Consider the following 19,622-nt stretch of genomic DNA (forward strand, 5'->3'; position numbering starts at 1 on the left):
AAAGCCTCCGTTCCTTGCAGACATGATTATAAAGGAAGTTTGCTAAGTGCAGCTTCGTCAGCTACCAAAGTCACATCATTATGCAGCTGTAAAACAGAAGCAGGAACCTTCGGTGTGATTGGACCGAAGAAAGCATCTCTTACGATTTCTGCTTTATCTTCGCCACTTGCAACGATCAGGATTTTCTTTGCCTGCATGATCGTCTTGATTCCCATTGTATAAGCCTGCTTCGGAACATCATCAGCTGAAGCAAAGAAACGTTTGTTTGCTTCGATGGTAGACTGAGTCAGATTTACACAATGAACCTGCTTGTCAAAAGCTTCCCCCGGTTCGTTGAATCCGATATGACCGTTATGACCGATTCCGAGAAGCTGAAGATCTACGCCGCCTAAAGACTGAATCAGATTGGTATATTCCTGGCATTCTTTTTGAGAATCCGGTTCCATTCCGTTTGGAAGGTGTGTATTCTCAGCTGGAATATTCACATGATCAAATAGGTTCTGATGCATGAAATAGTAGTAGCTCTGATCGTTGTCACGGCTAAGTCCTTTATATTCATCAAGGTTTACCGTCATAACTTCTGAGAAATCAAGATCACCTTTGTTATACCATTCCACCAACTGCTTATAAAGACCGATCGGAGTAGATCCGGTTGCAAGCCCCAGAACACAATTTGGTTTCATAATAACCTGTGCAGAAACAATATTGGCAGCCTTGCGGCTCATGTCTACGTAATCTTTTGCTTTGTAAATTCTCATTTTTATCCTCTCTCCATTCCATAAATATTAAACGCCACGATTCTTTATACAATTTGCATATATTACAGCAAGTTATATTAGTACATATACACATCCTAACCAATGCGCACACTTCTGCCTACAAAAAATTTAGCGTTTTACCGAATTACATTGAAATTGGTGAATATTCTTCTAGTTAAATTCATGATATTATTATAACAAAAAAATCAAGATTACCCATGTAAAAAACTACGTGAGGTATATAAAAAACAACAAAAACAACAAATATACATAAAAATGTTATCCTTGCTTTTCATATCTTATGGGGATATTGCTGGACAATCTTTGTTTCTAACGGTTTTAAGGATTTCTACTCATTTTGGTTTCCAGGAAAAAGCTGTTTTTATAAACTTCTGATTGAATAAAATCCATTTCCGAAGCAAGGACAGAAAGGGTCTGTTCTACGATCTGGAAAGAATCTGGAGCGATGGCAAACAGGTGGATCCGGAAGATCTGTAAATATATTTTTGTACAGAAGTAACTAGCATTTTTCTATAATTTGTAAAAACAATTATTCTGTAGCAAACCAACCAACAAAACGAAGCGTATTACTGGCAAAACCGGTGATACGCTTTTTTAATGCAAGTGGAGGAAATATAATTATAAATAACGAAATACCTAAAACAATTCCGGTCGCAGACTATGCCGGATATATTATGAAAAATTTTAAACCGGATGTCATAAAATCCAAAAAGCCTGAATCGGAATGGACAGAAGAAGAACATACAGAATATACAAAGTGGGTTCTTAAACTGTCTATGGCACATAGATTCAAGCAACAAATACAGGAGAATAAGCCCTTAACAAATAGGGACAAAAGGATTATAGAGCGTTTTAGAAGTGGCGCAGATTTCTTTGGCGAAAAAATATGTGGCAAAGAAACATCAAGACTATTCGAACAACCATATACTTTTGATCTATTTAATGAGTGGCAGGAAAAGCACTTTAAAGAACACCCGGAAGACAAAGATAAAACAATCGAAGAGTTATTTGACATACGGCTTTCTGAACAGAAGCTATATCATTACAAAGAAGTAAACGGCAAATATTATGGTGCAGAAATTCCAAAAGAAATACATTACACAGAATATTTCCGATATCTATATTTCAATGTAAAGTATGAATTTAGTGAGAAAACGTATTACAGATCTATCCCATATACAGACAAGGATAAGCAAGAAAGTATATGGGATAGGGAACGCTGCTTCGTTGCACAAGAGATCAGTGAATGGAGAGTGGACGAACTAGAAGATTGGCAGCGAGATCTTATTGAAAAAATAAGAGTCGGTGTTGAGCTGAAAGACGATGATATTGTTAAAGCAATGGGTTGTTAAAATCTAAATGATGGTTCTTATAAAACATCTTTAGGCGAATTATGACTTCTCGTTCTTTACGAAGTTTAGCAAGAGATTCTTCATCAGATGAAACATGAGCCTCTTTAATCGAGGAATCCAACGATTTATGATAGAAACAACAAGTTCCAAACTAAATAAAATTCGGGTTTTATTTAGACTACTAATCGTCTGAAACAAGCAAATATTGCTTAAAACAGAGGATAACGATTTTTACGAAAAACAGAAAAATCATGTTTGCGAAAGGATAATTTTCTGATGTTTTGGAGACTGATACTGGTGATCCGATGCTTTCTGTGTTATAATGTATAAGTTATCAGGGAACTTGATTCTGAATCATGGAGGCACAAAGTATGGAACCCATGTATTTGTCAATCCAGCCGAAAAAGACTGGAGAACGCATAAGAAAGCTACTCTTGGAAAAAGGATATACAATTCGGGAAATCCAGGGAGCTTTTGGATTTGAAAATCCGCAGGCCATTTATAAATGGCTTTCCGGCAAATCGTTACCCAGTATAGACAATTTCATTATTTTAAGTAGATTATTACATACTTCAATTGAAGATATCCTCGTCATTGACGGGGATATTTCTTATTACATAGGAAATTTCATTTTCTATATAATAAAAGCCTCCGGCAGGATGCGCACTGCGGCGTATAATGAAGATGTCGCAAGCGACCGCCACAGGCGCTAGAATGTGCTTCGCACATTCTTTGTTCTTTCTGTGGAGTTTTAAACTGTTGGTTGAATGACAAACAGCTATCATATAATTATAATTAAATCAGAAGTTGAGGAACAGATATTATTTATATGGTGTTCGAGAATTGCATAGCAATGGAGCAATCCGGTTACATCATTTATATTGTAAGCAAGAAAACAGTATGGGAGGCAAAAATCATGAAGAAAATTACATCAGCTTATGCAAACAAGATGTTGAGAAGCCTTGAGGAAGATAAAGCATTCTGGGTAAACAAGGAGGCAGCATCCAGTACCTATGTGGCAGCGGTCAATGAGGAGCCGGTCATTCCGGAATACGATTACATGACCATTGCGAATACGATTGACGAGATCGACAGGAAGATTGTTACTATCAAACATACATTGAACCTGACAAATGCCACCGCAAAAGTGCAGATTGGCAATCAGGAGATGAGCATTGACAGCATTCTGATCCGAATGGCGCAGCTTAACAAAAGAAAAGCTGTTCTTGACGATATGCGCAAGCGGCTTCCGAAAATGCGTGTGTATAGTAATTCCTTCAGTTCATCCGGATCGGTACCGGAATATAAATATATCAACTATGATCTGGAAGTAATCCGTCAGGAATACGACCGTATTTCCAATACAATTATGGAAATGCAGATTGCACTGGATCGTTACAATCAGACAGTATTGTTTGATGTGGATATCTAAGTAGGAATTTCCGTACAGGGTATATCTTCAACAAAGCTTATAGACGGTTGGTTATGGTTCAATGTCATCGTTTATTGGTTATTTGTTATCAGGTTATGTGTTCTTGTTCATAGAAACATTTTTGGAAAAGTATACAATTTAAATTTTTAAATCCCCCTGTAAAAAACCTGTGTCAGTTCACAGTGTAGAGGTACGGTTTCAAGCACGCAACAGCTGTGGAAGCAATTCCGCAGCTGTTTTTAAAATAAAAAAAATTGCAACCAAGAGAGTTTTAAATCAAAATATATCCGTCAGAAAAAGAATTCGCTCCATATTAAAAAGTTACCAAAAACAAGAAACTATTTTTGTGAATTTAGTTGCTTGTTTTTTTGTGCGCAAAGATGCTACAATCAAGGAAACTATTACAAGAGAAATAGTTTCCACAAGGAGATGATGATGTGTCAGATAAAAATTTAAAAGGCAATATTCTCGAAGCAACCATCAAGGCATTTCAGAAAAAAGGGTTAAAATTTACAATGGATGATCTTGCATCTCTTCTAGGAATCAGCAAAAAAACAATCTATACTGTTTTCCCTGACAAAAATTCATTGGTTCTGGAGATGGTTGATTATTGTTTTTCCTCGATCAAAGAAAGTGAACAAAAAGTTCTTCAAGATTTGAGTCTGGATACGGTTGGTAAAATCAGAGCAATTCTTGGTGTGTTACCGGAAGGGTATCGGGAGCTTGATCTCAGACAGCTTTATCAGCTAAAGGAGAGATATCCCGAAGTTTATGAAAAAGTAAAATCCCGTCTGGAAACCGGGTGGGAGAGTACGATTTCATTACTGGAACAGGGCATCACAGAAGGAAAAATTCGAAATATCCAGATTCCAATTTTAAAAACCATGATGGAAGCCACATTAGAACAGTTTTTTCAGAGAGACGTGCTGGTCCAGAATGGAATTTCTTATCATGAGGCATTAGATGAAGTCGTATCCATTCTGATCGATGGCATTACAATCTGACAAGGGGGAATTTATTATGGGAGAAGTACAGAAACTAAAAGGAAAAGAAAAGTTTGCCTACGGAATCGGGGCTGTAGGGAAAGATATGGTCTATATGCTGTCAGCGTCCTATGTCCTTTATTATTATCAGGACATCATGGGTGTCAGTGCTGTGGCAATGGGGGTGATCCTGTTTATCGCCCGAATTTTTGATGCATTTAATGATCCGATCATGGGAATCATCGTAGCAAAGACGAAAACCAGATGGGGCAAGTTCCGACCGTGGCTCTTTATCGGTACACTGACAAATGCCATTGTTTTGTATCTGATGTTTGCTGCACCGCCCTCTCTTTCAGGCAGAGGACTGGTTGCTTATGCGGCTGTAACCTACATACTCTGGGGCGTAACTTATACGATGATGGACATTCCATACTGGTCCATGATTCCTGCTTTTACCGAAAGCGGAAAAGAGCGCGAAAATCTTTCTGCAATGGCACGTTCCTGTGCCGGCGTTGGTTCTGCAATTATCACGATCATCACCGTACTTTCCGTATCCACGCTTGGCAAACTGGCAGGCGGGGAAAGTGCATCGGAAATTGAACGGCTTGGATATCGCTATTTTGCACTGATCATTGCGGTTTTGTTTTTCATTTTTATCACGATTACCTGTCTTTCTATTAAAGAAAAATCTTCGGTAAATATGGAAACAGCAACGGTAAAAGAAATGTTCCGGGCACTGTTTCGCAATGACCAGGCACTGACCATGGTTGTGGCAATTGTTATGATCAATACCGCATTATATATTACATCGAATCTGGTCATTTACTTTTTCAAATATGATTTCAGTCCGGAAGCATGGCAGAGCAATTATACGCTTTTTAATACCTTTGGCGGTGCATTCCAGATCCTTGCGATGATGATTTTGTTTCCGCTGTTCCGGAAATTTATGAATACGATAAATCTTTTTTATGTCAGCTTTTCTATGGCATTTGCAGGATATCTGATCCTTCTTGTGATTGCATTCTCCGGAAGTACCGGTGTCTATCTGCTTCTGGTTCCGGCATTCCTTATTATGTCGGCAATTGGTATGCTGAATGTTATTGTGACGATTTTCCTTGCAAATACGGTAGATTACGGGGAATTGAAAAATAACCGGCGTGACGAATCGGTAATCTTTTCGATGCAGACCTTTGTGGTAAAGCTGGCATCTGGCGTGGCTGCACTTGCGGCTTCGATCGTTATTCAGATCTTCCAGATCAAGAAGGATGAAACGGCAGAAGTACTGACGGTAATCGCACCGGCTTCCAGGCTGGGACTTCGGATGTGTATGACGATCATTCCGATTCTTGTATTGCTGATCGGATTACTTGTGTTCCGAAAACATTACATATTAACAGATGAAAAGACAGAAGAAATATCCAGAACACTGGAAGAACGGAAGAGAGCATAATATTTATACCTATAATTTTATAACGAAATTTTTACAGCAGTACAGAAAATGTCAGATTCGATCAACAAAGCGATCACTGACTACAATACTGTAAATAATTAAAAAGAATCGAGGTAGTAAACATTGAGCAAAACAAAAATATTTGCACACAGAGGTGCAAGCGGATATGCACCGGAAAACACGTTGGAAGCATTTGCACTGGCAATCACACAGGGTGCTGACGGAATCGAGCTTGACGTACAGCTTACAAAGGATGGAATCCCGGTTGTGATCCATGATGAAACCATCGACAGAGTTACAGAAAAAAAGGGATGGGTCAAGGATTATACCTTAAAAGAGTTAAAAAAGCTTACAGTACTGAAAGACAAATTCCCGGAGTATTCCGCAGCAAAGATCCCAACCCTGGAAGAAGTACTGGATGCGGTAAAAGCATCCGGTATCCAGGTCAATATTGAGCTGAAAACAGGAATTTACTGGTATCCGGAAATCGAGCAGAAGGTTGCGGATCTTGTAAAAAAAGCCGGAATGGAAGAGCGGGTGATTTATTCTTCCTTTAACCATTACAGCATCCAGCAGATGAAGAAAATTGTGCCGGAAGCAGAAACCGCTTATCTGTACAGTGATGTGATCCTGAATGTTGCAGAGTATGCGAAGAATACAAAAGTAGACGGACTGCATCCGGCAGTATATCATGTAAAAATGGCAGATTTCCTGAAAGAATATCTGGGCAGCAATCTGAATGTCCGTGTCTGGACAGTCAATGAAAAAGCGGATATGAAATGGCTGATCGATGCAGGAGTAACTGCAATTATCACCAATTATCCAGACATGGCAGTGCAGATCAAAAAAGAAGCAGAAGCATAAGATCATGCCGGAGAACTGATCTATGTGCTGGGAACCCGGTCCTTTATCCGGGAACTCAAAAAAATAAAATCCACGTAACAAGCGATTGCGAGGAAACAGACTTTAATCGTTGGAGACCGCCTGTATACGGATATCTTATGTGGATATCATGCCGGTGTTGAGACGGTGCTGGTATTATCCGGTGAGGCAACAAAAGAAGAAGCAAAGGCATACGAACATCAGCCGGATTATATAATGTCATCCGTTGATGAGTTGCATGAAGCATGAATCAAAATTATTTCTTAAATAAAAGAAAATATGTTTACTAAAACAGGGTATGTATGGCAAATGAAGCTGTACATACCCTGTCTGTATATTCAGGTCAATTCTTGATTGCCTCTGTTTTAACTGTAAAAAACACTTGCATAGGCGAACGTATGTTTGTATAATAGAAATATGAATACAGAAATGACAAATGAGCATTATACAATACAGGAAAAATTACATATTCTTGCTGATGCTGCAAAGTATGATGTCGCATGTACATCAAGCGGCTCAAGCCGCCGGGGACAGAAAGGAGAACTCGGCAATGCCGTTTCATGTGGAATTTGTCACAGCTTTGCAGCAGACGGAAGATGTATTTCTTTACTTAAGATCTTAATGACCAATCATTGTGTCTACGATTGCAAATACTGCATTAACCGTGCGAGCAATGATGTAAAAAGAGCTACGTTTACTCCGGAAGAGATCTGTGATCTTACAGTCGAATTTTATAAACGGAATTATATAGAAGGACTTTTCCTAAGTTCCGGTATTTTGAAAAATCCAACCTATACGATGGAAAAGATGTGCGAGACACTGTTACTTCTCCGCACAAAATACCATTTTAATGGCTACGTTCATGTGAAGACGATTCCGGGGGCTTCGGATGAATTACTTGCGGCTGCCGGTTATCTGGCAGACCGTGTCAGCGTGAATCTGGAACTGCCAACTTCTGAGGGACTTCGTAAGCTGGCACCGAACAAGACTATGCAGACAATCCTAAGTCCGATGGGTAAGGTGCAGAATACCATTGCCGCACATCGCATGGCAATCGGAAAATCATCATATATGGAAAGAAGACGTGGAAATCAATTCCTGCATAACGGAATTTTTTCTGATACTTCCAAACAACAGTTCCAAAGGAAACTGGATAGCAGGGCAGCGCTGCAAAAAGCAGCAGATGTATCCCCAATTACTGTACAGTCAAATCCTGCGCTATTGGATTCTTCCTTCACCTGGAATCAGGCATATCAACTTGCACCACATGATATGTCCAGATTAAAACGCAGCTTTGCACCGGCAGGACAAAGCACCCAGATGATCATCGGAGCGACAGGCGAAAGCGATTATACCTTATTACAAACCACGCAGCAGCTTTATCAGGGATTTGATCTGAAACGTGTCTTTTATTCGGCATATATCCCGCTGAATGAAGATCCTGTTCTGCCTGAGATTGGAACTCCACCGCCGCTTTTGCGTGAACACAGGCTTTATCAGGCAGACTGGCTGCTCCGGTTTTACGGATTTCAGGCAGATGAACTTTTAACCATAGAGAAACCGAATTTTAACGAACTTCTGGATCCAAAGTGTGATTGGGCATTACGCCATCTGGAATTATTTCCCGTTGAAGTAGAAACGGCAAGCTATGCAGAACTCCTTCGCGTACCCGGAGTCGGACCGAAATCAGCCAGCCGTATTGTAAATGCACGAAGATATGGCAGAATGGATTTCACAAGTCTGAAGAAAATGGGAGTTGTGCTGAAAAGAGCGCACTATTTCATCACCTGTGGCGGAAAACAGATGTATCACACACCACTTGAAGAGACTTATATCACAAGACAACTGGTCAGCGTAGACCGGAAGGAATCCTGGGAAATGGCTCATGCAAATGAAGGCTTCTCACAGATGACACTTGCAGATTTTGGAATTGGATAGTTACATCATTAGGGCAGAAAATACTTATAGCAATATGAGAAAGCAGGAAATTTATGAAGATATATACTTGTAAGGATCGATTGGAAGACATTATGACCTGTATCTATGATGCATGGGCAGATGCTTTGCTAATCGGTCATGATCAGATAAGACTGAAAAAAGAACCGATTTTCCAGGCGACACTGCTGGATGAATATATCCATGTAGACGGAGACTGTTCAAAGGCAGAAAAAGTCACCCGATCTATACGCAGAGATATTTCTTCCAGAGCATATCTGTATGTGTATTACGCATCCCTTTCAGCAGAAGAAGACGCACTGCAGGCAATCTATAATTTTTTACGAGTTGGATTTGCCATAGGAGCGGGTGTACTCGAAAAATATACCAATCCACATGTAATGCGGATAATAGAACTGTACCGTAGTGTCGGAAATGAAAGCCATCATTTCCGTGAATTCGCCCGGTTTCAAAGTCTCGACGGGCATGTATATGTCAGCCATCTGGAACCCAAAAGTGATGTGATCATGCTGGTTGGAAGACATTTCGCAGACCGTATGCCATCGGAATATTGGATGATCGTTGACGATAACCGGAAGACCGTCTGTGTCCATCCAAAAGACGGAGAAAATTATCTTCGTTATCTGACGGACGGAGAGTTTGAGGCACTTCGGAAAACAGAAGAGTACGAAGATGAATACACTGGGATGTGGAAGACATTTTTCCATACGATCGGGATCAAAGAGCGGGAGAATTATGTCTGTCAGAGGAATCTTTTTCCGATCTGGAAGAGAAAGCATGCTGTGGAATTTAAAGAATAATCGCAGGAATTAAAAAGCAACAAAGAATAACTCTGGTTAAAAATCATGAGCAGGAAACAGTGATGTCAATGCTGCGTGGACTTCAGAAGCAGAAGAACAGTTCGAGTATATGTATCGGCTGTTCTTTTTTGGCTTTTAAGCGTAAAAACGGTAATGTTTTTCTTGTACATAGTCGAGCATTAGAGTATAATAAACTCAGTTTTTTCATATGTTTAAAAGCTATAATAAGGAAAACGGCAAAACAGATCAAAGTCTGCGACGCAAAGCTATAGTGCCTGTAAAATGGTAGCCAGTTGCCACGTTAAAGATGCATTGTCTACAATGACAATGCTCTTTTTCGGTTTGGTTGTTCTGGTGAATATAGGCATTCGTGCAGATAGCAGTCAAAGGGATTTGACAAGGTCAAGAGCCGAATTAAACGCAGTAACGTATGCAGATCATATGAAGGCTGATATCGTGAGAGAAATTGATATTACAAATTTGGCAAAACCTCTGGATATTGAAAAGATGAAAAATACTATTAAAGATATTTGTCCCTAATATAGGGAGAAAGTAAAAGAATAGCATAGTTATCGAAATAAATATTATTTAAGATTCGGGATAAATGGTGAAATGCAGACAATCAAGAAAAATAAAAATATAATAGGTATTATACAGAGTTTCCTTATATTGATATTAGTGGTTCTTATTATTTTTATGATGATTCAGATTAGCAGGCTGCAAGGGACAGCACGCGTAATAAATTATGCAGGTCTGGTACGTGGAGCTACACAGCGCGAAGTAAAATTAGAAATTACAGGAAACCAAAATGATGAATTAATTAAATATTTGGATGACATTCTTCTTGGATTGAGATATCAGGATGGACATTATAATCTGGTAAAACTCAATGACGAAGAATATCAGGGGAAATTGAAAATCCAGAGTGATTACTGGGATAAATTGAAAACAGAAATTGAAGCAGTAAGAAACAAGGGATACGAAAATACAGACATTGTTAATATGAGTGAAATATATTTTACGATGGCAGATGAAACTGTCTCTGCCGCAGAAAGCTATTCAGAAAAGATCGCCATAAAGATTCGTACTATAGAGCTTTTGTCGGCACTTGATATGTTGACTCTGGTGATATTGGTTATTATGCAGACTCTAAAGGCAATGCAGATGGCAATGCAAAACAGATTGCTGGAACAGAAAGCATTCGTAGATGCCCCTACTGGGCTGCCAAATAAAAATGCCTGTAATGAGCTTCTTAATAAAAAAGATATAATTACAGGTTCTACAGCATGCATAATGTTTGATTTAAATAATCTAAAAACTGTAAATGATACAATGGGACATTCCGCAGGAGATAAGTTAATAATGAATTTCTCAAAGTTTTTGCGAAGTGTTATTCCAGAAAAGGATTTTGTTGGAAGATATGGCGGAGATGAGTTTATAGCAGCCATTTATCATACAAATGAGGCGGAAATTAAGGAAATATTAAAAGGTTTGTACAGAGAAAAAGATAGATTAAATAGTTATGAAAATCAAATACCAATCGACTATGCATGCGGATGGGCATTATCCTCCGATAATATGTCGTGTACAATGCAGATGTTATTGGATGATGCAGATGCTAATATGTATAAAAATAAACAGTTATGCAAGAAATATAATTAGCATTCTTAAGGAAAGTGATTAAAAAACTATCGATAGAGAGTGCCTTTTTTAATTTATAGGATTTCTAAAGACCACAAGAATAAAGGAAATAGAAAATATGAATAAAAGACAAAAAATACTGATTGCCGATGATGCAAAGTTTAACAGAGATATATTGAAAGAATTTCTTGGAGAAACCTATGATTATCTGGAAGCTGAAAATGGAAATCAGGTAATCCAGATGCTAGGAGAAAATATTGGAATTGATCTGATGCTTTTAGATATCAATATGCCACAGATGAATGGTTTTGAAGTCTTGGAAATAATGAAAAGAAGCCAGTGTATTGATGAAACTCCAGTTATTATGATCTCTGCTGAAGAATTTGTTGATGCTATGCGTAAAGCATATGAAATGGGAATTACAGATTATATTACACGACCTTTTGATTCTGTTATTGTAAAGAAAAGAGTCCAGAATACCCTAGAACTTTATGCGAACCAAAAGCGTCTGATCAATGTGGTTGTTGATCAGGTTTATGAAAAAGAAGAAAACAATGATATTATGCTCAGGATTCTGAGCAATGTATTAGGGTCACGCAACAGTGAGAGCAGCGAACATATTTTACATATCCGTACTGCGACGAAAATGATGCTGAGACAACTGTTAAAAACAACGGATGCTTATCATCTGACGGAGACCGATATTGCTATAATCACAACCGCTTCTTCGCTTCATGATATTGGTAAAATACGCATTCCGGAAGAAATACTGAATAAACCCGGAAGACTGACCGATGAAGAATTTAAAATTATGAAAACTCATAGTGAGATTGGAGCATCCATGATCTGGGATATGCATTTTTTACAAGATCATCCACTGGTACATACCGCGTGGGAAATCTGCAGATGGCATCATGAAAGATGGGATGGAAAGGGTTACCCGGATGGTCTGAAAGGTGAAGAAATACCAATTTCTGCACAGGTGGTGTCTATTGTGGATGTTTATGATGCTCTTACCAGTGAACGATGTTATAAGAAAGCATTTGATCATGATACCGCAATCAAGATGATTCTGGACGGGCAATGCGGGCAGTTCAATCCGGTTCTTCTTAAGTGCCTGAAAGAACTAAGCCTTCAGTTTTCCAAGATGTATAAGAATGAAACGAATGATAATACACAGTATTATGAAGCACAGAGGCTCTCTGACGAAATACTAAAGGAAAAGTCTTTACCCCGTAAAAATTATTCGCAGCATGTCATTAAGCTCATGCGGGAAAAGATAGAGTTTTTTAAAATGGACAGTGGCAAAATTTCCATTGAGTATAATGCAATTTCAGGTCGGCTGATTATAATTAACGGAAACCGGCAGATACTGTGTCAGAGAGATGATCCGAAATTTGATATATTCAAACTGTTTGAAGTAAGCAGTGAAGATATTCAACATATCAGAGCGTTACTGGACCAGACATCAATACAGAATACAGAAATCTCATTGCAGTTAATGGCAAAGGTGGAAAATAAAAGGCAGATGTATGATCTGAAACTGCATACCTTATGGTCTACTTTAAAGAAAGATGGATATATAGGAATTGTCGGATATCTCTCTTGATTGGTGAATAAAATGGGAGGCACGATTTCTGTTACCAGCGAAGTGGGAAAGGGATCCACTTTTGTAGTTGAATTGCCTTTTGAGATGGGAGCTGCACCAGAAAAATCTAAGAAAGAAGAGGCGGATAAAGAGAATAGCATTCACGGTTTAAATCTCATGTTAGTAGAGGATAATAAGTTGAATGCCGAGGTTGCAGAAATACTTTTAGAAGATGAAGGTGCAATAATTACAATGGTTAATGATGGACAGCAGAAGCTGTCGCAAAGATATTTATAAAAATGTTGTGGGGGTATTGAACATTAATGAATGTAAAATTAAAATCTGGAAGCAAGCAAGCGACTGTAGCCTGGAGGGTGGGAGAAAGATGAAGAAGTGCAAATTAGTACAGAATATAATGAATTTCAAATTTTGTTACATTATATTTTGCACAATTATATGTTTTATTGTTTTATCCGTTCCTACATTTGCCAAAGAAAACTCTGACAATGTTATCCGGGTAGGATCTTTTGAAGAAACTTATAATACCGTCAATGAAAAGGGGGAAAGAAGTGGATATGGTTATGAGTATCTTCAAGATATTGCAGGTTATGCAGGATGGACATATAAATACATAACAAGTGATTGGAAAAACTGCTTTACACAGTTGGAAAATGGAGAGATTGATATTCTTGGTGGCATTTCCTATACAGACGAACGTGCTGAAAATATGCTTTTTTCCGATATGCCTATGGGGGAAGAGAAATATTACATCTATACGGATGCATCCAATATGGATCTTACAGCAGGAAATTTGGATTCTTTTGAGGGAAAAAATATTGGTGTGTTTAAAGATAATATAACGGAGGATGTGCTTAACGAATGGGAGTTAAAGTAATGTAGTCGGGAGCATAGGCAATAAATGAAGCGGACAGCACGAACACCACCACAAAGTTGATAACAGCGTGAAGTGCCTTGCTGGTTTCCCGTTTGATAAGTCCCGTATAAGCAACATAAAGTCCCACCACCAAGATAATGAGAAGCAGAAAGCCAACATAGAAGCCAGAGCTGGAAAAGCCGTTTGAAGTAACGCCTGCAAGGGTCTGTATGCTCTTTCCGATACTGTCTGCCATATCGTTAATAAAATCAAGTTTATAGGCTTCCTGCACCACATAGCCCGTTGCATTACTTAAATAAAGGCTTATCGTCCAGACAAAGTTGGTAATACAGTAAAGTCCATACTGCACCGATTTTCCGATACCGTCCAGCCAGTTCCACGGAAGCCACGACCAGCTATTATCTACATAAAAATCAAGTTGGTAGTTGGAAAGGGGATATTTTGAGTAAAGATTTTCTGCGTTTATGGTATCGTCCACAAGCCCCGTCGCATGAGCCACCGTCCCCAGAAGTGAAAGCAGGATAAGGGAGAGTGCCACCACGAACAGAGTTCTTTTGAAAACGTGGAACATCTTCTTTTTTGTGAACGCACCGTTTATCCTTTCTTTCATCACTCCACCTCATTTCTCTGTACGGGCGGTCTGGTATCAAAAGCGTGTAGCAATTCTTCAAAGACGGGGTGTATCTGTACTACACCGACACGCCCGTATAAGTCCTGCAATAAACATTGTCCGTTCTCCAAATCACGCAAAAAGCCCAAATGAAAATAGAATACAAGCTACTGCAATAATAGCTTTATTTTGAGAGAGCATTGCTACAAGTGTAAAAAGAGAAGCAAATGTAACTGATAAAACCAAGACAGTTACTCCTATCATTACAATCATTTTCATATCAGCAACAAAAAATCCAAGTAAAGGAATTCCAACGCTGAGATACGGAACAAAAAACACAATACACATTGTAATTGCAATAATAGAACAAGTTACCATATTTGATAAATAAATAGTTTCTCTTTTCTGTCCTACGATAATTTTGTTTCTGATTGTCCCGTCATTATGTTCTGTACCGATAAAAAGACTACAAAATACAGCAAGAATAATTCCTATGAACAATGCACACATGAAAAATCCATTGTCAAGATTATTGATATATCCAGACTGTTTCATATCCCTATATCTCAATAGTGGGCTAGCTATTCCAATCACAAACATAAAAGCTAATGAACCCCAAAAACATTTATTTTTCCTTAATCGAAAGAAATTAGCAGATAATAATTTATTCATGTCTTGCACCCCCTACCAAGCTAACAAAATAACTTTCTAAACTTTCATCATGTTCATGTATCGAAATAACTTCACAATCTTTTTTGGATAATTCTGTCGTTAATTTTGAAATATTAACTTTTTCAAAAATATCCGCTTCTGTATTAGAAAGTATTTTATATTCAATGTTCATAGTGTCTAAAACATAAGCAAGGGTTTTTGTGCTTGATACTTTTAAATGAGTACATTTTCGGCATTTACTTTCCAATTCAATAGAGCTAATCTGTTTTATCATTTTACCATTGTCAATAAAGCCATAGTATGTTGCCAGTTTTGATAGCTCGTCTAATATATGACTAGAAATCAAAACGGTAATTCCATGTTCTTGATTGAGCTTCTGTACCAGAGTAAGCATGGGAAACCATATATCTTTCATGTACTAAAACTTCGTCCAACATTTTGTTTATATGAATATCATCATCAACAATTAAGATATGCTTCATTTTCATCACTCCATTATATTTGATATGAAATAATTATACCGTTATGCAGTATGCTCTACAATATAATTTTTACTCGGCAATCCTATTTTTTCTGTTGTCCCTGCGGTGTAGGGTTCTGTGGACTGCCTGCGTTCTGGTTGCCTTTATTCTTCAATATAATATCCTCTGCCTTTACATACCAGTCCACATCTGCACCCGTATAGGTCTTTCTTGATACCGTATCGGCTACTGGATTGACAAGCTCCACAACTGCATTGTACGGAAATTCCCTTAACGGTACTTCTGGCGGTACGGACACGGGGATAATTCCACCATGCAGACTGCATTTCAAATCATAGATACGCTTTTTAAGCTGGATACTCGGTGTCCCGTCCTCATTCTGTAAGAACACATCACGCACCGCTGTAAATTTTAATTCTCCAAATGTTTTCTCTTTGTCAATAACAAAACCGTTTGATAATCTCATAAATTCTTCACTCCTTTACTTTTCTTCAACTGCTACAATATCATCAGCAACTAATACATAATCGGTATGTCCCATATCCCCGATTGCGTAACCTCTGCCGTATAACTTCGGATTGACAAGTTTTACTTTCTGCTCATACTTGAACTTCTTTTCGCCAGCCTGCACGGGAATTTCTACCACAACATTTTCGCCTTTCTGTACGTCGGAATAAAGGTTATAGCTTCGTCTGACTAAGACCCTGCGATTATTTTTATCTCTTTCAAAGACTGGCTCGCTTTCGCCTGCAAATTCAAGAGTTCCAAAAGACTGTGCCATATCTGGCACAACATATTTCATTTCCATATTGTTTTACCTCGTTTCTTTCTATTTTTAATAAGTTTTTCGATTGTGATTTCTTATTCTGGCGGTTCGGAAAGTACCAGCAATCCCCCAGATAGTAAAGGGTAAAATCAATGCTTACGCACCCTTGACTATCCGTGTTCTTGCAGGTTGTTGGCAGACAAGCCAGAATAAGCGGAAGTCTGCCATTTGACAGCTTCGGCGGAGAGCGTGATTTTTCTTTCCTCATACCGTTACCACCTTATGATTTCTTCATTTTACGGCGTTTGTAAAGATATGTTCCAGCCAGTCCACCAACAGACGCAAGCAACATCACGACAAATGCCATTACATTTGTACTGTCGCCCGTTTTGGGACTGTCGCTAGGTCTGTTAGGCTTTTCTGGTGTCGGTGGTGTTTCGGGTTTCTCTGGTTCTTCTGGCTTTTCCTTAAAGGTAATCGTCTGTCCCTTATCCTCAATATCCTTATGCTCGGTAACTTTCTTCGGCTCGTCTGGATTGCTTAAATCGTATAATTCCTCAAAAGTTACAAGCTGTTTGCCGTCAAGGGAAGTAGCGTCAAAGGTAAAGGCAACTTCCACTTTCATAGCTTCGCTGTCAGCGGTAAACGTATAATCACTTTCCACACGCTTTCCATTGATAAGAAGCTCTGCATTTTCTTCTTTCAACATCTGCCAGCCCTTTAACTGATATTTTGTGCCGACTTCTAAGCCCTCTAAGGTTACGGTATCAATGATTGTAACGTCTTTTCCTGCTTCAAGTTCTTTATTGCCGTCCTTACCGGTAGCAGTCGTATGAATTTTGATGATACGCTCTGTGATAAGTACGGTCTGCCCGTCGTCCTCAATGTCTTTGTGTTCTGCAACTTTTACGGGTTCGTCTGGATTGCTGAAATCATACAATTCTTCAAAGGTAACAAGGTTCTTGCCACCTAAAGCAGACGCATTGAATGTATAGGAAATTTCCACTTTCATTTCTTCGTCATTAGCGACAAAGGTATAATCATTTTCCACACGCTTTCCGTTAATGATAAGCTCTGTATTTTTTTCTTTTAACATCTGCCAGCCTTTGAGCTGGTACTTTGTGCCTTTTGTAAGTCCGTCCAATTTTACAGTATCAACAATCGTAATCTCTTTTCCTGCAAGGATAGTCTTTTCGCCGTCCTTGCTGGTTGCTGTGGTATGGATAGAGATTTCTTTCTCGTATTCATCAGTCAAAGTCCCTAAATCAATCACAAGATTGTTTCTTGATACTACGATTTCAAATGGTGGGATAAGTTCAAAGCCTTTGTTACTATCAGAGCGTAATTCTTCAATGATATAGGTATCATAAGGTAATGCCCCCTTGCTGTCGTCTGGTTCAGAAGTCCCAAACCACACACCGTCCTCACTGGTCTTGCCTGCGTTTGTATTGTGCTTATGAGAAGCCCAGTCAGCAGAAGTGGAAAACTGCCCGTTATCATCAGTTACCACAACATGATTTTCGCCCGTTGTCTTGCTTGTGATCCTAAAAGGAACATCAGCAAGACGCTTATGTGTGCCTGCACCGATTTTTACACCCTCAATATCTCCACGCTTAATCTGATTGTAGATAGAATGAGCTTCGTCGGTTAAGTCCACGATTTTTCCATTTTCTGTGATTGTAAAATCAATCGGCTTTGCACCGTCAGTTAAGTAACCGTCGGGAGCTTCACTCTCAACAATACGGAATTTTCCATAAGGTAAGAGGTCAGAAGAAGTAGAAGCGATACCCTCAATATCTGTACGAATAGTTTTTACGACTTCATTTTTCTTATATAGCTTGCCCTCAACCAAAACAGAATTATCATTTAAGGAAATGATGTCAAAGACAGTATCTTTCAGAGTGGCACTTCCTTGTGGCTTTGTATCGCCCGTTTCTAAATCTCGTTTCTGAATTTTGACACCGCCACGGATAACCTTGTCTGATACGGAAAACTGGTTACTTCCAGATAATACGGCAAGGTCGCCGTCCTCGGTAATCTGTGTTACATATAAGCCCTTAATCTGTTCGGACTTATCGCCAGCCTGCATATATGCACCCTCTAACAAGTAGCCGTTTGGAGCTTTCGTTTCCTCAACGGTTAGCGTTCCAAGTGGAAGAACCGCCTTGCCGTCCTGCATATAGAAGCTATCTCCAGATACCTTGTATGCGTCCGCTAATTTTGTGATGTAGTGAGTTGTCCCGTCGCTGTCTGTTTCAGCGATTGTCTTTGTAACCCATGTACGAGTAGCTTCGGCAGGGAGATTGTCTTTATTATAGAAGCCTGCATAATACTTCCATGTAAATTCCGCACCTGCTAAAGAAGCGCTCCCTTGCGGATTGTCTTTCTGTGTTTCCATATCAATCTTGAAAAGCTCAATCAAAGTGTCCGTTACTTTTGGCGTATCAGATACTTTCAATGTTGCTGTCTTTCCAGCTTCAACCTTTAAGGAATATACAGTTTTATCCACTTTATATCCTGCTGGTGCGGATAATTCCTTGATATAGACTGTGTCAGCCTTTACCTCTACGACATCTGTATTTCCGTTTTCATCAGTCGTAAGGGTGGCAAGCTGTTTCGTGCAGTCCTTATCAGCAAAGACACCGTATGTCGCACCAGCGATAGAGTAATTCCCGTTACCGTCTGTAATGCTGGTATTACTGGAAGTCTTTTGAAGTTTCGCATTTCCAACATTGAGTTTCGCCCAGAATTGTCCCAATTCCTGCCCCTCGCCAGAGTAGATATAACCGCCACATTCATAGCGTCCTTTATTCTCTTTGACAAAGGCTCTTGCACCAGAGAAAACTTCGTCCTGCGTAGCTTTTGGAATTTCATTATAAGAAGCTCGCACGTTATCGCATTGCCAGCCAAGATGTACGCTCAATCTTTGCCAGACAACGCATTGTTCCAACAGATAAACTTGCTTGTAGTTCAGTTCCTTGTGAGCTTCGCCATACTGTTTGATATATTCTAAGGATAACGCCACATCTGAAATCTGGTCGGCACTCATACGGGTGCTTGCGTCAGCTCTGGTCTTGTAGCCATTCTTAAAGTCTGTGTTAATGTCGATACAGTAAGCGTCCTCGCCCTCAACGGTCAAATGTCCCTCATTAAAGGTAGAACCAATCGAACCGTCATTCATTACTTTTTCAACGATACCGACACGCTGTTTTGACTCCGTCCAGTATTGCTTACTTTCTGCATGAACGGGTGTAGTCGGCAAAGCAGTAACGACAGTTGCAAGAGCTAAGAAGCCCGTACACAATCGTTTTAACATCTTTTTCATAAATCTAAT

General features: G+C 39.1%; 19 protein-coding genes, 3 pseudogenes and 1 riboswitch. Of the genes and pseudogenes, 14 read left to right on the plus strand and 8 right to left on the minus strand.

Going from position 1 to position 19,622, the window contains the following annotated elements:
• Positions 1-26: 26 nt before the first annotated feature.
• Positions 27-758, minus strand: coding sequence for a glucosamine-6-phosphate deaminase (nagB, locus tag NQ556_RS08035; RefSeq protein WP_008370457.1), 732 nt, complete (start codon positions 756-758; stop codon positions 27-29).
• 695 nt (positions 759-1,453) lie between these two features.
• Here nagB and NQ556_RS08040 point away from each other — a divergent pair.
• From NQ556_RS08040 to NQ556_RS16825, 14 genes and pseudogenes are all read left to right on the plus strand, one after another.
• Positions 1,454-2,131, plus strand: coding sequence for a hypothetical protein (locus NQ556_RS08040; RefSeq protein ID WP_147574936.1), 678 nt, complete (start codon positions 1,454-1,456; stop codon positions 2,129-2,131).
• Positions 2,132-2,487: 356 nt separating this feature from the next.
• The gene (locus NQ556_RS08045; protein WP_008370453.1) at positions 2,488-2,844 is read left to right on the plus strand and encodes a helix-turn-helix domain-containing protein; all 357 of its coding nucleotides are present in this window, start codon (positions 2,488-2,490) and stop codon (positions 2,842-2,844) included.
• Between the two features lie 203 nt (positions 2,845-3,047).
• Positions 3,048-3,563, plus strand: coding sequence for a hypothetical protein (locus tag NQ556_RS08050; protein ID WP_044998770.1), 516 nt, complete (start codon positions 3,048-3,050; stop codon positions 3,561-3,563).
• A 437-nt stretch (positions 3,564-4,000) separates the two neighbouring features.
• Entirely contained in the window at positions 4,001-4,567 is a 567-nt protein-coding gene (locus NQ556_RS08055) for a TetR/AcrR family transcriptional regulator (protein ID WP_008370447.1), read from the plus strand.
• A 16-nt stretch (positions 4,568-4,583) separates the two neighbouring features.
• Complete coding sequence (locus tag NQ556_RS08060) at positions 4,584-5,996, plus strand: glycoside-pentoside-hexuronide (GPH):cation symporter (RefSeq protein WP_044998643.1); 1,413 nt, start codon at positions 4,584-4,586, stop codon at positions 5,994-5,996.
• A 123-nt stretch (positions 5,997-6,119) separates the two neighbouring features.
• Positions 6,120-6,860 carry a glycerophosphodiester phosphodiesterase gene (locus NQ556_RS08065; RefSeq protein ID WP_008370445.1) on the plus strand — a complete coding sequence of 247 codons (741 nt, stop codon included), beginning with the start codon at positions 6,120-6,122 and terminating at the stop codon, positions 6,858-6,860.
• An 84-nt stretch (positions 6,861-6,944) separates the two neighbouring features.
• Positions 6,945-7,127, plus strand: coding sequence for an HAD hydrolase-like protein (locus NQ556_RS16820; protein ID WP_081445226.1), 183 nt, complete (start codon positions 6,945-6,947; stop codon positions 7,125-7,127).
• 168 nt (positions 7,128-7,295) lie between these two features.
• The gene (locus NQ556_RS08070; protein ID WP_008370444.1) at positions 7,296-8,816 is read left to right on the plus strand and encodes a putative DNA modification/repair radical SAM protein; all 1,521 of its coding nucleotides are present in this window, start codon (positions 7,296-7,298) and stop codon (positions 8,814-8,816) included.
• Between the two features lie 53 nt (positions 8,817-8,869).
• Positions 8,870-9,634 (plus strand): TIGR03915 family putative DNA repair protein, encoded by a 765-nt coding sequence (locus NQ556_RS08075; RefSeq protein ID WP_173700152.1) that lies wholly within the window; start codon positions 8,870-8,872, stop codon positions 9,632-9,634.
• Positions 9,635-9,859: 225 nt separating this feature from the next.
• Positions 9,860-9,935: riboswitch (cyclic di-GMP riboswitch) on the plus strand.
• A gap of 20 nt (positions 9,936-9,955) precedes the next feature.
• The gene (locus NQ556_RS08080) at positions 9,956-10,174 is read left to right on the plus strand and encodes a hypothetical protein (protein ID WP_044998641.1); all 219 of its coding nucleotides are present in this window, start codon (positions 9,956-9,958) and stop codon (positions 10,172-10,174) included.
• 72 nt (positions 10,175-10,246) lie between these two features.
• On the plus strand, positions 10,247-11,296 hold the full coding sequence (locus tag NQ556_RS08085) for a GGDEF domain-containing protein (RefSeq protein WP_173699727.1): 1,050 nt from the start codon (positions 10,247-10,249) through the stop codon (positions 11,294-11,296).
• A 97-nt stretch (positions 11,297-11,393) separates the two neighbouring features.
• On the plus strand, positions 11,394-12,884 hold the full coding sequence (locus NQ556_RS08090; protein ID WP_008370438.1) for an HD-GYP domain-containing protein: 1,491 nt from the start codon (positions 11,394-11,396) through the stop codon (positions 12,882-12,884).
• A gap of 12 nt (positions 12,885-12,896) precedes the next feature.
• Positions 12,897-13,160, plus strand: coding sequence for a hybrid sensor histidine kinase/response regulator (locus NQ556_RS08095; RefSeq protein ID WP_008370437.1), 264 nt, complete (start codon positions 12,897-12,899; stop codon positions 13,158-13,160).
• 118 nt (positions 13,161-13,278) lie between these two features.
• Positions 13,279-13,578, plus strand: a pseudogene (locus tag NQ556_RS16825) (substrate-binding periplasmic protein); the annotation flags it as partial.
• 95 nt (positions 13,579-13,673) lie between these two features.
• On the opposite strand, the pseudogene NQ556_RS08105 reads toward NQ556_RS16825, so the two are convergent.
• From NQ556_RS08105 to NQ556_RS08140, 7 genes and pseudogenes are all read right to left on the minus strand, one after another.
• Positions 13,674-14,368, minus strand: a pseudogene (locus NQ556_RS08105) (CD3337/EF1877 family mobilome membrane protein); the annotation flags it as partial.
• Positions 14,368-14,508: pseudogene (locus NQ556_RS16680) on the minus strand (ATP-binding protein); the annotation flags it as partial. The pseudogenes NQ556_RS16680 and NQ556_RS08105, both read right to left, overlap by 1 nt.
• The gene (locus tag NQ556_RS08115) at positions 14,501-15,040 is read right to left on the minus strand and encodes an ABC transporter permease subunit (RefSeq protein ID WP_204575954.1); all 540 of its coding nucleotides are present in this window, start codon (positions 15,038-15,040) and stop codon (positions 14,501-14,503) included. The gene NQ556_RS08115 and the pseudogene NQ556_RS16680, both read right to left, overlap by 8 nt.
• The gene (locus NQ556_RS08120; RefSeq protein WP_204575956.1) at positions 15,033-15,455 is read right to left on the minus strand and encodes an ATP-binding cassette domain-containing protein; all 423 of its coding nucleotides are present in this window, start codon (positions 15,453-15,455) and stop codon (positions 15,033-15,035) included. Before NQ556_RS08120 ends, NQ556_RS08115 begins: the two co-directional genes overlap by 8 nt.
• A 149-nt stretch (positions 15,456-15,604) precedes the next feature.
• Positions 15,605-15,988, minus strand: coding sequence for a YdcP family protein (locus tag NQ556_RS08130; protein ID WP_204575957.1), 384 nt, complete (start codon positions 15,986-15,988; stop codon positions 15,605-15,607).
• 15 nt (positions 15,989-16,003) lie between these two features.
• On the minus strand, positions 16,004-16,330 hold the full coding sequence (locus NQ556_RS08135) for a YdcP family protein (protein ID WP_008370430.1): 327 nt from the start codon (positions 16,328-16,330) through the stop codon (positions 16,004-16,006).
• A 238-nt stretch (positions 16,331-16,568) separates the two neighbouring features.
• The gene (locus NQ556_RS08140; protein ID WP_044998637.1) at positions 16,569-19,613 is read right to left on the minus strand and encodes an SrtB-anchored collagen-binding adhesin; all 3,045 of its coding nucleotides are present in this window, start codon (positions 19,611-19,613) and stop codon (positions 16,569-16,571) included.
• Positions 19,614-19,622: the final 9 nt, after the last annotated feature.

The organism is Coprococcus comes ATCC 27758, assembly GCF_025149785.1.
Lineage (GTDB): Bacteria > Bacillota > Clostridia > Lachnospirales > Lachnospiraceae > Allocoprococcus > Allocoprococcus comes.